This is a genomic window from Nitrobacter winogradskyi, from assembly GCF_006539545.1.
In the GTDB taxonomy this organism is placed as follows: Bacteria; Pseudomonadota; Alphaproteobacteria; order Rhizobiales; family Xanthobacteraceae; genus Nitrobacter; species Nitrobacter winogradskyi_A.
The window spans coordinates 36965-50777 of sequence record NZ_BJNF01000015.1 but is presented as its reverse complement, the minus strand read 5'-3'; the positions used below and the strand labels follow the sequence as shown (position 1 = coordinate 50777).

The following is a 13813-nucleotide window of genomic DNA, read 5'->3' as shown; positions in this document are numbered from 1 at the left end:
GGCCGCTCTAGAGCTTCGCTTCTGATTCCATCAGAAACGAAAATGCTCTAACGTGATCGCATACTTGAAGAGCCGAGCCGGCTTCAGCCTATCAAAGCCGGGCGGGTTGGGGCACGCTCGCTCGCAGACCGGAAAAGCGCCGTGCCGGAACCGGCTCTCCGGTGCGGCTCTTTCGATGGCCTGACCCGCGGGGTCTTGCGACCGGCGCCGCTGGATAATCCGCTGGAACGAAAGTCGTACCGCCCAACAGAAAAACGCGGCATCCGCGCAAGGAGCGCAGAGCGCGATTGAAATCCACTCCCGTCGACACCAGCGCCCGCAAAGTCAGCGGATTTCGAGCAAGGCCGCTCAGCACTTTTTTCAGGTCGATGTTGCCGTTCGGCTTGATGGCGTTGCGGGCGATCGCCGGGAGCGCCCGCGTCGCGGGATCACTGATCACACGCAAGGCGGCGAAGGGGAGACCTGCCTCCGTCGCATAAGCAGCCGCGATGTGGCTTTCCATATCGACAGCCGAAGCACCGGTCGTCGCGTGGAGCACCGCCTTGCCGGCCTGTCCCAGCACGACCTGCTCGACGCCGGCAAGCCCGGCGCGGACCACCTTCTGACCACCCATACCGGTGCCGTCGATCAGTTCCTCGCTCAAAGAGAGGCCTGCCCGCCACCGCGAAGCACCGTTCACAACTTCCGTTGCAACGACAACGTCTCCCGATTTCAGGGACGGGTCGAGCCCGCCGGCGACGCCGAAGCTGATCACGCCGCGTACCGTGGACGAATCGAATCCGTCGAGAAGCTTGCGCAACTGCCGGGGATTGCTGCTGCTGCAAATGACGGTCATGCCGGGGCCTGCGGCGATGCGGGCTTCCTGAACCAGACCGGTCACAATCAATACCGGCCGCGGGTCAAGGGCATTGCCCACGGACACGTCAATCGTCGTCCCCAAACTCACATCCCGACCCCTACCGCCTTGCTATTGGTGCTTCTCAAATTCCGATACCGCGCCAGCGCCCAGAGCGGGAAGAACTTGGAGTAGCCATGGTACCTCAGATAAAATACGCGTGGAAAGCCCGTGGCCGTATAGCGCTGCTCGTCCCACAGACCTTTTTTTGTTTGTGTGTCTATCAGGTACTTGATTCCCTTCGCCACTGCAGGATTTTCGACCTCGCCCGCCGCCATCAAGGCCAGCAACGCCCAGGCCGTCTGCGAAGCCGTGGTCGGCGCTCCCTCGAATCCCTTATAGTCGAGTCTGTAGCTGACCGCATCCTCGCCCCAGCCGCCATCGGCATTCTGGATCGACACCAGCCAGTTTATCGCCCTGCGGATCGCGGGATCCTGGTGATCGACCCCGGCGGCGTTGAGCGCACAGAGCACTGACCAGGTGCCATAGATGTAGTTCAGGCCCCAGCGGCCGTACCACGATCCCTCCGCGAGTTGGGTCCGGCGCAGATATTCGACGCCTGCCGCCATGGACGGGCTGCTGTCCACGGTCTCGCCGAGTTGCGCCAGCATCGAGACGCACCGCGCCGTGACGTCCTCGGTCGGCGGATCGAGCAGCGCGGCGTGGTCGGAGAACGGGATGTTGTTGAGATAGTATTCAAGATTGTCGGCATCGAACGCGGCAAAGCCGCCGTCCCGGCTCTGCATCCCCTCGATCCACTCGCGACCACGCGCGATCGCCTCGTCGTATTGACCATTCGGGCCGTTCCGGCGCACCCGGTCCATCGCCATGACGACGACCGCGGTATCGTCGAGATCGGGATAGTGGCCGTTGGCGTATTGAAACGCCCAGCCGCCCGGTCGCACGTCCGGACGTTTCACCGCCCAGTCACCCTTGAGAACGAGTTCCTGTTTCGGAAGCAGCCAATCGAGGCATTTACCGGTGCTGTTCAGAGCCTCAGGTCCGCCCGCTTCGAGCAGCGCGTGACAGCTCAGCGCGGTATCCCAGATCGGCGACACACAGGGCTGGCAGTAGGCCTCATCTTCGCCGACGACCAGAAGCTTGTCGATGCCGCGTCGCGTCACCGCGCGCGGCGGATGCTCGGGCGGAAATCCCAGCGCGTCATACATCATCACCGTATTGACCATCGGCGGAAAGATCGCGCCGAGGCCGTCCTCGCCGTTGAGGCGCTCCTCGACGAACGCGATCGCCTTTTTCATGGCGCGCGTCCGCAGCCACCTGGGAGACAGCGGCTCTATCAGTCGCAAGACCCGGTCAAAGCCGGTGAACAGCGAAAACCAGCCAGGGCTTTGGTGCGGAGCCCTCTTCGGCGTGCCGACCGTCGCCGGATCCTGAAGAAAAAGTTCGCGAATGCCTACGCCGCGCGGATTGCGCGCGCGCGGCTTCAGCGCGGCCAGCACCATCAGCGGCACTATGGTGGTCCGCGCCCAGTAGGAGACCTTGTTGAGATGGAACGGCGACCACATCGGCAGCAGCATGATCTCGACGGGCAGCACCGGAACGCTGCGCCAGGTCAGTTCGCCGAAAAACGAGAGCAGAAAGCGCGTGAAGACGTTCACATTCACCGCGCCGCCGCGGGACAGGATGGCCTCGCGCGCCCGCGCCATGTGTGGCGCATCGATGGAATCGCCGGCCATTTTCAGCGCGAAGTAGGCCTTCACGCTGGCGCTCATGTCGAACGGGCCGTCATGCACCAGCGGCCAGCCGCCGTGCGCGCCCTGGATGCGGCGGAGGTAGGCCGCGATCTTGGCTTCGAGCACCGTGTCAACCGATTCGCCGAGGTAATGTCGCATCAGGATATATTCTGACGGGATGGTCGCGTCGGCCTCGAGCTCGAACACAAAATGACCGTCCGACTGCCTGAGGCTCAGAAGTCCGCGCGTCGCATCGCCGATACGATCCCCGAGAACGTTATCGTCGATCGGCGCGGCTGTGGCGTTGATGGAATTCATGGCGACTGACGTCTCAGATTGAACGGGTTTTCAGAACGTGATCGGCGGCCCGGTTTCCGGAACGAACCGATCCCTCGATGGTTGCCGGCAACCCCGTATCAGTCCAGTCGCCGGCGAGGAACAGGTTTTTCCACGCCGTCACAGCTCCCGGACGCAGGCCATTCTGCTCGGGCGAAGCCTCGAACGTGGCGCGGCGCTCGCGCACGATCTGCCAGGCCGGCATCTCGGCCTTGAGGCCGGCGACCGCGCAGATATCCTTCCAGATCGCCCGCGCCAGTTCCTCGCGCGGCATGTCCACCAGCCGGTCGCCGCCGCTGATGGTGATGGAAAATCGATCCGGGAAGGCGAACAGCCATTCGATCAGGCCGTTCACGACGCCGATCATCTGCGGATGATGAGGCGGCGGAACGAAACGGAAATGCGCGTTGACGATGGCGCGGAACCTGGTCGGCACGGTCAGGCCGGGCAGCAGCGTGGCGGCGGAGCGCGGCGGAACCGCCATCACGACGGCATCTTCGGGGCCGAGCGCGATGGTCTGATCGCCGAGCGCGAGTTCCGTGACCCCGCCATTCGCCATCGTGAGGCGCCGCACCTCGTGGCCGACATCGACGCTGCCGCCCCTGGCGCGAATGTAATCGATCGCCGGCTCGATCAGCACTGAACTCAGCCCGTCGCGCGCGATCAACGGGCGGCACGCCTGACCGCCCGCCAGCAGCGTCTCGCGAATGATCGCACCGGCAAGGCCGGCCGATCCGTCGGGCGGATCGATGTTCAGCGCCGCAAGTAGAAGCGGCAGCACCAGCCGCTTATAAAGCACGCCTTCGCATTTGATGGCGTCGCCGACCCGCGTGCCGGCGCTCGCCCAGATCAGCGGCGCGAGCGCGAAGTAATCGGCGGGTGATGTGTCCGGCACCCGGCGGGTGCGGTCGAACACCCAGAACGGAACGCGCCCGTCGTTGATCCGCAGGGTCCAGCGTTTATCGGCGGCAAGATCGATGAACTGGAATTCAGCCTCCGGCGGCCCCTGCAAGCCGGCTTCCGAGCCGATCTTGCGTGCATAAGCCAGCACATTGTGGTTGCCGGAGAGCACCAGATGGTTGCCGTTATCGATCGTGAGATTGGTCGCGCCGTCGAAATAGGAACGGCAACGGCCGCCCACCTGCTGCGCCGCCTCGTGCACGCGAACCAGATAACCGGCGTCGGCCAGGCGCACGCCCGCCGCAAGCCCGGAAATGCCGCCACCGGCGATATGAACGGTCCGTTGCATCAGATCAACGCATACCGAAGGACGATGGCGATCTTCGCCGCGTAGCTCACGCGAACGGGTGAACGTGGCGGCTGAAAACCGCGCTCCTCCAGCAAATCCAGTATCGCGTGATAATATTTCGACATGATGCGCGGCGCACGCACGGCACGGCGCGCGTTGCGATTCATGATCTCATCCGATTCGACGAAATGCGTCCGCGCCCGCTCCATGAGCCGGGCACAAACCTCAGGGAGCGCCGGGCTCGACATCACGGCGGCCGGATCGGCGCAGTCTATGCCGGCGCGGAGCAGAGCCTCGCGCGGCAGGTACAGCCGGCCGATCGCGGCGTCCTCGTCGAGGTCACGCAGGATGTTCGTCAACTGCAGGGCGCGGCCAAGGTGGTGGCTGAGCAGGATGCCTTCCTGCTCCGGCAAGCCGAACACCCGGACCGACAGCCGTCCGACGGCGCTGGCGACGCGATCGCAATACAGATCGAGCGTGGCTTCCTCGGGCGCGCGAATATCCGCCAGCACGTCCATTTCCATACCGTCGATGACGTCAAGGAAATCCTCGCGGCGGATGCCGAAGGCATCAATGGAGGCGACGTAATCGCGCAACCGTTCCGGCGCACCTCCCTGATAGAGCGCGTCGATGTCGTCACGCCACTGCTGAAGCGCGGCCTGCCGTTCGGATCGCGGACGGTCCGAATCCGCGATGTCGTCCACATAGCGGCAGAACGTGTAGATCTGGAACATCGCCTCCCGCTGCGCGCGCGGCAGGATACGCATCGCCGCGTAGAACGAGCTGTTGGACGCGGTTTCTCCCGAACTCGCGTCGGCTGTCGTCGCGATAGTCATGCGCCGGCCGCCGGGTTCGACACCGGCCGCCGCCGCACCGAGCGCCGAAGCATCTCCGCAGTGATGCCGGCGACGCTGTAACCGAGCAGTTGCCACGGCTTGAGGTGAACCGTCTCGCTCAAGGGATCGCGCACCTTCAGCATTGCAACGATCTTGTCGGCGAACATCTGGATCACGGCGACGTCAAGCCCCAGCCGCATGTCCCTGATCTCGCCCGCCAGCGGCCGGCCTTCGTTGAGCAATGCTTCGGTTCGTCCGGCGAGCGCGTGCAGGCATTGCAGCAGTGCCGGCGGGGCTTTCTGCTCCCCGAGCATCTCCACCGAAACGCCCGATTCAGCAAGTGCGTCGCGCGGCAGATAGACCCGGTTGAGGTTTTTGTAATCCTTGGCGCAATCCTGAAGATGGTTGTTGATCTGCAGGCCGGCGCACAGGGCGTCGGACGCGGCCCAGGTCGACGTGCTCTCGCCATGCACGTCGAGCATGAAGCGTCCGACCGGCATCGCCGAATAGCGGCAATAATCGATCACGTCGTCCCAGGTCTCGTAGCGCAGCTTGGTGACGTCCATCCGGAACGCCTTCAGCACATCGATGGCGTGGCGCGGCGGCATCGACCGTTGCGCCAGCGCTTTGCGAAGGTTGACGGCTTCCGGCTGGCTGTCTCCCTGCCCCAGAAGTTCACTCTCGAACAAATCGAGCCAGGCCAGCTTGTCCTTTTCACCGAGTTCGGCGTGATCGGCGATGTCGTCCGCCGTCCGGACGAAATTATAGAATGCGAGAATCAGCGCGCGATGGCGCGGATGAATAATCCACGACGCGACGGGAAAATTCTCGTCGCGATGGGTCTTTCCGGATCGTAGCTGGTTCGCGGCAGGCATCAGGAAGACATCAGGACCGGTTACGTTGACTGAATCGCAATCGGGCCTCCCGCTGGTTCCAAAACCGGCGGGCTGAGTAGCCCGCGTTCCATATAGGGGAAACCGCGGGCTAAACCAATGCTATCTTTCGCCTTTTAGTCCGGCCGCCCGGCACTGCGACAAAAGGGAACGAATAAAGCGGGCTGGTCTGTTTTACTGGCCGTGACTCAGCAGAACCTGGTTGCACGCCTTGGAGAGCTTCGGGCGATACTGCTGCAGGCACGCGAGAACCGTCAAATCACCCTGATCCATCACGGCGCGGCAAAAACGGCTGACGTCTCGCACGCAAGCGCGGTGTTCCGCTTCAGTCCCGCTGTGCGGTTGAAGCTGGGGCTGCCTCTGGACCTGCGCCATTGCCAGGGTCGATCCGAAGGACAAAAGCAGGGCGGACGATAGTAAAATCTTGGACATCATAATCCTTCATTGCAACGAGGGAGAACTCAAACCTGCACCATGCGGGTCATACCCGGTGACAGGCCTTTCAAAACTTTGGAAGAGATCACGTCATTCTATCGATACCATACCGAAAGGGTTCACAAGGACCACAGCCGTTTCGACGCCGCGTGCGTGTCGACGCCCCGAACCTGCCTGCTGCTGCGGCGCGCAGCGAACACGATCACCTGGACCATTCCCAAGCACACCCTTCCGATACATCGGCGAATGCCAAAAGCGCTGCGAATACGGCCAAATTTGCGGCGGCAGGCGATTGCCCAGATGCACCCCAGCGGTTTTTCAGATGATAATTTTTAACACGGCTGAAATAATCGACTAAAGTACGCACAAGGATTCTGCTATGCTCCGTGGCAGGTTTGCCGATGGCCCGTCAAGTGTCATCATCTCGTTTTTCACGGTTCATCCGCCGGATTGAACCGCGCGAGCACGGTAGAACTTATAGAGCTTGATGCAGCACGAGAAGCATTGGCAAAGCACCTGCTGATAAGGAAAACCGGCCATGAAGCAGTTTGCCATCGGGCTGATTCAGAGGTCAGCTTTCACCGTCGGTTTAGTCGCGGGCCTCGCATTGTCCGCCCCGGCGAGCTTCGCCCAGTCTGCTCCGTTCACAGGATTCGCAGGAAACTGGTCGGGGAAAGGCACCGTCACCCTGTCCGACGGATCGAAAGAGAACATTCGCTGCAAGGCGTCTTACAGGGTGGATGGCCGAGGCACGGCCATGAACCAGAACCTGCAATGCGCCAGCGCCAGCTACAGGTTCGATCTCTCCAGCGACGTCGCCAGCCATGGCAATAAGATTACCGGACATTGGAGCGAAGCCAGCCGGAACCTCTTCGGCTCCCTGCACGGCCGCGCAGAAGATGGAGAGATCGACGTGTTCGCGCAAGCCGCCGGTTTTACCGCAAACCTGACCATACGTATCCAAGGCAACCGGCAATCGGTCACGATCACGTCCAGGGACGAAATCAGAAACGTTTCCATCACCATGGCGCGTCGCTGAGGACTTACTGATCCACCGTCAAGCTGTGCTGCCGGCGTTGCTTATTCCGCCGGCTTCGCCACGCCGCCGTGGCGGAAGCGTTCGGCAAAGGTGATCAGCCACATCGCGGTGGGGCGGAGGATCAGGAAGTCGGCCACCAGAGCGGCGACCATCGCGAAGGCGCTGAGCCAGCCGAACAGCCGCAGTGAAGGCAGGTCCGAAAACACGGTCACCACCAGACCACAGGCCAGCACCACGGTGGTGAGGATCAAGGCTGGCCCCATCAGCACAGTTGCGCGCTCAACCGCCTTGCCGGCGCCGACGCCAGGCTGGCTCTCCGACCGCAGGCGGTTGAGAAAGTGGATGGTCGCACTCAGTCCAAGGCCGAACGACACCGTGAGCGCGACCACGCTCGCGAACTGCAACCCTTCCCCGAGCAACCATAACAACGTGCCGGACAGCACGACCGGAAAAATTCCGGGCAGGATACAAGCAAACATCACGACGACCGAACGGAACGCCAGTCCGATAAAGACCGCCACCAGCACAAACTCGATCGTAAGACCGTGGTTGAGCTTCTCGATCATACCGGCGCTGTTGCGCGCGGCGATGGCGGACAGGCCGGTGACGGCCACCTCATAACCCGGATGCGCTGTCCTGACGGCATCCATGGCGCGGTCGAGCTTCTCGACCACCGGCAGAATCTGGCTCGAATCGCGGTCAGGCACGCGGCCCGACACCACGACCGCCGTCTGGTCCTCGGAGATGAAGCGGCGCACCAGATGCTCGGGAATGACGCTGACATATTCCTTGAGGGTCGCGACATCGTGGCTGCCGGCCTTTTCGGCGAGCCACCGCCGCAATGTTTCGATCGACCAGACATTGCCGACGCCGGCCTGCTCCTCCACCAGCTTGTGGACCGCGGCGATGGTGGCCAGCGTCTGCGGCGAATACAGAGTCTCGCCGGCGGGGAATTCGATCAGGATGTCAATCGGATTGGCCCCGGTGAGCTTGGCATCGAGGCGACTGCTCGCCGCCACCGCCTGCTCCTTGTCCGGAACCTGATCGGCGAGCCGGTAACGCGGCTCCAGGCTGGCGTAGACCACGGCCAGTCCACCGACCACCAGCAGCGCCAGCACGCTGAAGAAGCCGGGATGCCCCACCATCCGCTCCGCGATCCAGGCGCAGAAGCGGCGCAGCGCCTGCACGCCCCAGTCCGCCGTCTTGAACTTCTCCGCGAAACGCCGTTCGTCGCGAACCAGCAGAACGCCGAACGCCGGCACCAGCAGCAGCACCGCGAGCAGCGCGATGATCGTCGCCAGCAGGCCGGCCTCGCCGAAGCTGCGAATCAGGTCCGAGTTCGAGAATTGCAGCGCGATGAAGGAAATTCCGGCGGTGGCATGGGTCAGGACGCAAGCGGGCCCGACGACGAGGACGGCATTGCGGAAGGCGGAATACTTGTCCTCGCCGGCGATCAGACGGTCGCGCGCCGCGAACGTCAGCTGCATCGAATCGGAAAAACTGATGACCATGATGAGCGGGGTCATCACATTGAGAAACATGTTGAGGCTGAAATTCGCCCAGCCCAGCACGCCCAACGACAGCAGGATGGCAAGCAGCGGCGGAAACGCCGCAATGACCATGAAGGAGACCTTGCGGAAGAACACGATCGCGATCAGGCAGCCCGCCAGAATGCCGGCGACGTTGTAGATGATCCCGTCACGCTCCACCGCGTTGCGGATTTCGAGCTGCATCACCGGCACGCCGGACAACTCTTTGGTAAGTCCGGTGTCCGCAAGATCGTCGTTCATGACCTGGCGGATCTGGCCGACGGTCGCTTTCAGCTTGCTGTCTCTGACGATCGACGGCTCCAGCGACAGCACGACCAGCGCCAGCGTGCCGTCCTCCGACAGCAGCTTGCCGCGAATGATCTCGTTGGACTTCACGGTCTCGATGAACTGGTCGTATTCAGCGCCTTGCGGCAGTTCGGATGGAAAGAGCGCCGCAGGCAGCTTGCCAGGCTCGGGCGCCTGACGCGCCGAGAATAACGAGATCAGGCCACGCACGCCGTCCACCAGTTGCAGATCGGTGACCAGATCCCGCAACTTTTCGAGGTTATCGCGTTCGAGCAGCGTCTTGCCCTCGACCACGACCAGCACATCGAACTCAGTCGACGGAAAGCGCCTGGTGACTTCCTCGTACTGGCGATACTCTTTGGTATCGGAGCGGAACAACTGGCTGAGCGAGTCATCGATCGTGATGCGCTGGATCCCGAACACAGCGCCGACGACCATGGCCAGCAGAATGATGCAGGACAGAATGGGCGCGCGCATCGCAATCAGCCCGATCCGCTCGAACCCGAAAGCGATGCTGAGCGACCGCCCGTCCGGCTTCGTCATATCGGTCGCATCGGGATTTCGCTCATGCATATGCTGTCCGTTCTGTCGAGAACCCATCGCCTGGCAAACTTCCGGAAAGCCCCGGAGCAGACCCTGAAACCGCGGACGGCCGGCCCGGTTCTGACAGCATGCGTCGATTTTCGGGCGCAACGTTTAGAGCATGATCCCGAAAAGTGGAAACCGGTTCTCGGAGAAGATCATGCTCAAACGAAAAATAGGGGACGAGTCTGTTCTGTTTCAACGCAGATGAAACAGACTCTAGCCGTTTCCCGGATAGACTACAAGCAAGGGCGGATCACCCTCTTATCCGCGTCGCTCAAGTCAAAATGATCTCGGTTCGAGGCGCGTTTGACGCAGGTGCTCTTGCCATCCCGGCCTTACACCGCCGCGCCCGCTGGTCCAGCGATTTACTGAGGTGAATTTTATCAGACGGGTGTGACCCGCTGGCCGCTCGGCCTGTCAGCCAGGAGGGTCGGCACGGTCGCGGCCGCTTTATGTTCCGTGGGAACGGCGGTTTCGGCGGATTCCCGAAGTTTCAACGAATAATAGGAAGCATTGGTTTTGCCGCGGGAGGCCGAGCGCGCGAACATGATCAGGTGGTGGGCAACCAGAACCGAGCTGATGAGGTATTCGATCTCACCCCGAGCCAGCCTGCGCAACGCGAATTTCCAGAACACGCGCCTGTAATCGCCGCGCGCCCCCACCTTCCAGAAAATGTTGCGAAGCATGGTCAGGCCGAGCTTGATATTCCGCCATGACCTCTGCTGCCGCGTGCGCGGCTGAATCCGTTTCGGATAGGTTTCGCGGATCTGGTACTCGTAGCGCTCCAGAAGCTTTTCAGGTTCGTACGCGCGGCCCATGCAATCGCGCCAGGTCGCAACGACGTGATCATAAGGCAAGCGGAAGTCGACGTTGGAGTCGCGGCTGTCGTCCTCGATCAGGCGATTTTCGCGTTTCAAACGGTCCCACAGCGGCGTCTTCGGCAGGGCCTGCAGGAGATTGATGGTCAAAAGCGGGATCCGGGAGTGATCGATGAACTCCAGCAAATGCTCTCCGGTTTCGGGCTTGTCGGTATCGAGTCCAAGAATGATACCGGAAACCACCTCCATGCCGTAATCGTTCAGCGTCCTGATCGCCTCCATGATGGGAACCATCATGTTGTGATCCTTGTGCATCGCCTTCAGCGCAACCGGATCCGGCGTCTCGATGCCGCAGAAGATCGTCGCGAAAAATGCTTCGCGCATCTGCGACAGTATCTCCGGACGCTTGGCGATGTTCAGCGTCGCCTCGCAGGAGAAGCGCAGAACGTAACCGGTCTTCTTCTGCCATTCGATCAGATGCGGCAGAAGCTCCAGCGCAGCCTTCCGGTTGCCGATGAAATTGTCGTCGACGAAATAAACCGAGCCGCTGATGCCGCATTCCAGCAGCTTGTCGAGTTCGCGCGTGATCTGCCCGGGAGTCTTGAGGCGCGGATTGCGGCCATACAGGCCGGGAATGTCGCAGAACTCGCATTGATAAGGGCAGCCGCTGGAATACTGGATGCTGCCCAGGAAATAATGCTTGATGTCGGCCAGCTCGTAAGCGGGAATGGGAAACTTGTCCATGTCCAGCCGGTCGGCGGTTTTGAGGACGACCTGAGCGGCGGGCCGCGCCGGATCGCGCGCCAGCCGTTCGATCAGTTCGTCCGTGGCGTCGCCGAGTTCACCGACGTGAAGGTAATCGAAGGACGGATAGTAATCCGGACAGGCGCTGACCGATGGCCCGCCGAGCGCGACGGAAAGATTGAAGGCGTGGGCGCGGCGGCAGATATCGTTCATCTGCTGGCGCTGGATGTGCATGCCGCTGACGAATACGGCTTCGGCCCATTCGAAGTCTTCGTCTGTGGCGAAGCGAATATTCTCGTCGATGAAACGAACCTTCCAATCGGCTGGAAGATAGGCCGCGATCAGCAGAAGTCCCTGCGGCGGCATGAAGGCCTGTACGCCACCGGTCAGCGGATAGGCGTGTTCAAACGTCCCGAACGAGGATGTGTAGCGGGGGAAGACGCAAAGAATACGCCGAACGCCATGCTGACCAACACCCCTCATCGCAGTTTCCCCATCGTGCAAAGGCATATCAAACGAAAACCGTTGTCAACGCTTTCACGCTGATGTTGGTTCCCAGAGCATGATCCGATCAGGTTGAATCGCACATGCTCATGATCTCGTCGTATTTTCTTGCGGCAAACAGGTCATCCACTTCGCTCGAAAACGCCCCAGAGCACGTTCGCTTCTGATTGAATCAGAAGTGAAGCTCTGGATTGTTGTTTTGACGCGTTTTCTTCACGCGAACCGGTGCCCGCCTCGCTCGAAAACGATATGGCTGCCGTTGAAAGCTGCGCAACAAATCCTTCAACAATGTGGCGAAGCGAAAGACGTTTCAGGCATGGCAGACGCGCTCACGGTATCCGCCGCGACACCCATCTCATGAGAAAGCCGGGGATACGGGCTTTGAGTTCATCAAAGCATCGAAGCCGGAATGGCTTCAGCCGCGAATAATCGGCTCAATCGCCGCCGCAAGCTCGAAAATCCGGCGATCCGCTCCGCCCGTCCCGGCAAGCATCAGGCCAACCGGCGGCTCGCCCTCGCGATGACAGGGCAGCGAGATCGCGCATCCATCGAGGATGTTGATCAGCGAACAGTTGCGCAGCGAAAGCATGTTGGCTTTCACGTAGGCCGCATCATCTGCGAGATCAGCTATCAGCGGCGGCGTGGTGGCCACGGTCGGCGACACCAGTCCGTCGTATGGCGCAACGCGCCGCTCGAAACTTCCGATGATCGCGCGGCGAATGGAGAACAGATCAACATAATCCGCTGCGCTGATGCTTTCGCCACGCCGAATGCGGCTGAGAACGCGGGGATCGTACAGTTCAGCCTTCTCGGCGATGAGCGCGCGATGCCAGGCCCAGCTTTCCGCCGCGGCAAATCCGCCCCCGATGTTCAGCGCCGCAACCTCGCCGAACTCGGGAACGGCGATGCGACCGATCAGCGCGCCGGCATCGGCCAGAAGGCCCAGCGCACGCTCGAAGGCTGACGCAACGGTGGGATCGAGGTCGTCCAGCATCACCGTGGTCGGTACGGCAAACCGAAGTCCTCTCACCGAGCGCGGCGCGACCGGCGCGACCGGTTGGTCCGCCAGAACCGCGTCCAGCACGGCGCAGCAACCGACCGAGCGCGCGATCGGACCGTAACTGTCCAGCGTGGCGGACAGTGGGACGCCGCCATCGAGCGGAATGCGTCGCGCGGTCGGCTTGTAGCCGACGATGCCGCAATAGGCCGCCGGAATCCGGCACGATCCGCCGGTGTCGGTGCCGAGCGCGCCGTGCGCCATGCCGTCTGTGATCGAGACCGCCGCGCCCGACGACGATCCGCCCGGCACATGGCCGACATCGCGCCGCCAGCCATTTTTCGGCGTGCCGTAGTGCGGATTGACGCCCAGACCCGAATAGGCGAATTCGGTCATGTTGGTGCGCCCGATCACCACGAAGCCGGCCCGGCGCAGACGCGCCACGACCGGGGCGTCCTTCGCTGCCGGCGGCGCATCCTTGAGCGCCAGCGACCCGGCGCGCGAGACCTGTCCCCTGACGTCGAACAGATCCTTGATCGAAACCGGAATGCCGGCGTACGGCGACGGCGCGGCGTTGACCTCGCGCAGCCTGTCCATGGCCTCGGCCGCGGCGAGCGCGCCGTCCGCATCGACCTGGATGAACACGCGCGCGCCCTCTCCCGCCCGGTCCGCGATTTTCGCAAGGCAGTCGCTGACGAGCGAGCGCGCCGTGACGCGGCCCGCCGCGAGATCGGCGGCGAGCGAGGCCAGGGTCGGTTGATCGGGCATGGCGCATCTCGCAGGCGGACGGATGAATAGATGGCATCCTGGAGCATGATCCGATCATGTTGAATCGGGCCATGCTCTGGAAATTATTGTCTGGTCGCATTTTCCTGCGGCGAACCGGTATCCACTTCGCCGGAAAATGCTCGATTGTCTGGTCGCATTTTCTTGCGGCGAACCGGAAACCACTT

9 protein-coding genes and 1 pseudogene are annotated in these 13813 nt (G+C 62.2%); 1 reads left to right on the top strand and 9 read right to left on the bottom strand.

The genetic code is table 11. The features are described 5' to 3' along the window. Window positions 1–91: 91 nt before the first annotated feature. From NWI01_RS02970 to NWI01_RS19505, 6 genes are all read right to left on the bottom strand, one after another. Entirely contained in the window at window positions 92–946 is an 855-nt protein-coding gene (locus NWI01_RS02970; protein ID WP_181410351.1) for a phosphorylase, read from the bottom strand. Continuing rightward, window positions 943–2907 (bottom strand): squalene--hopene cyclase, encoded by a 1965-nt coding sequence (gene shc, locus NWI01_RS02965; protein ID WP_141382457.1) that lies wholly within the window; start codon window positions 2905–2907, stop codon window positions 943–945. Before shc ends, NWI01_RS02970 begins: the two co-directional genes overlap by 4 nt. Before the next feature lie 13 nt (window positions 2908–2920). Beyond that, entirely contained in the window at window positions 2921–4174 is a 1254-nt protein-coding gene (hpnE, locus tag NWI01_RS02960) for a hydroxysqualene dehydroxylase HpnE (RefSeq protein WP_141382456.1), read from the bottom strand. Further along, window positions 4174–5010: a presqualene diphosphate synthase HpnD gene (gene hpnD / locus NWI01_RS02955; RefSeq protein ID WP_141382455.1), complete on the bottom strand. Its 837-nt coding sequence runs from the start codon at window positions 5008–5010 to the stop codon at window positions 4174–4176. Before hpnD ends, hpnE begins: the two co-directional genes overlap by 1 nt. Further along, window positions 5007–5885, bottom strand: coding sequence for a squalene synthase HpnC (gene hpnC / locus NWI01_RS02950; protein ID WP_141382454.1), 879 nt, complete (start codon window positions 5883–5885; stop codon window positions 5007–5009). Before hpnC ends, hpnD begins: the two co-directional genes overlap by 4 nt. A gap of 192 nt (window positions 5886–6077) precedes the next feature. Next, window positions 6078–6335: a hypothetical protein gene (locus NWI01_RS19505; RefSeq protein ID WP_141382461.1), complete on the bottom strand. Its 258-nt coding sequence runs from the start codon at window positions 6333–6335 to the stop codon at window positions 6078–6080. Window positions 6336–6876: 541 nt separating this feature from the next. On the opposite strand from NWI01_RS19505, the gene NWI01_RS02940 reads away from it, so the two are divergent. Then, the gene (locus NWI01_RS02940) at window positions 6877–7377 is read left to right on the top strand and encodes a hypothetical protein (protein WP_141382453.1); all 501 of its coding nucleotides are present in this window, start codon (window positions 6877–6879) and stop codon (window positions 7375–7377) included. 41 nt (window positions 7378–7418) lie between these two features. Here NWI01_RS02940 and NWI01_RS02935 read toward each other — a convergent pair whose 3' ends face one another. From NWI01_RS02935 to NWI01_RS02925, 3 genes and pseudogenes are all read right to left on the bottom strand, one after another. Next, the gene (locus NWI01_RS02935) at window positions 7419–9785 is read right to left on the bottom strand and encodes an efflux RND transporter permease subunit (protein WP_141382452.1); all 2367 of its coding nucleotides are present in this window, start codon (window positions 9783–9785) and stop codon (window positions 7419–7421) included. Between the two features lie 479 nt (window positions 9786–10264). After that, window positions 10265–11842: pseudogene (locus NWI01_RS02930) on the bottom strand (B12-binding domain-containing radical SAM protein); the annotation flags it as partial. 436 nt (window positions 11843–12278) lie between these two features. After that, window positions 12279–13628, bottom strand: coding sequence for an amidase (locus NWI01_RS02925; protein ID WP_141382450.1), 1350 nt, complete (start codon window positions 13626–13628; stop codon window positions 12279–12281). Window positions 13629–13813 lie beyond the last annotated feature (185 nt).

Coding starts and splice junctions, on each gene's coding strand:
- shc (WP_141382457.1), bottom strand. CDS start 2,907: ATGAATTCCATCAACGCCACAGCCGCGCCGATCGACGATAACGTTCTC.
- hpnE (WP_141382456.1), bottom strand. CDS start 4,174: ATGCAACGGACCGTTCATATCGCCGGTGGCGGCATTTCCGGGCTTGCG.
- hpnD (WP_141382455.1), bottom strand. CDS start 5,010: ATGACTATCGCGACGACAGCCGACGCGAGTTCGGGAGAAACCGCGTCC.
- hpnC (WP_141382454.1), bottom strand. CDS start 5,885: ATGCCTGCCGCGAACCAGCTACGATCCGGAAAGACCCATCGCGACGAG.
- NWI01_RS19505 (WP_141382461.1), bottom strand. CDS start 6,335: ATGTCCAAGATTTTACTATCGTCCGCCCTGCTTTTGTCCTTCGGATCG.
- NWI01_RS02940 (WP_141382453.1), top strand. CDS start 6,877: ATGAAGCAGTTTGCCATCGGGCTGATTCAGAGGTCAGCTTTCACCGTC.
- NWI01_RS02935 (WP_141382452.1), bottom strand. CDS start 9,785: ATGCATGAGCGAAATCCCGATGCGACCGATATGACGAAGCCGGACGGG.
- NWI01_RS02925 (WP_141382450.1), bottom strand. CDS start 13,628: ATGCCCGATCAACCGACCCTGGCCTCGCTCGCCGCCGATCTCGCGGCG.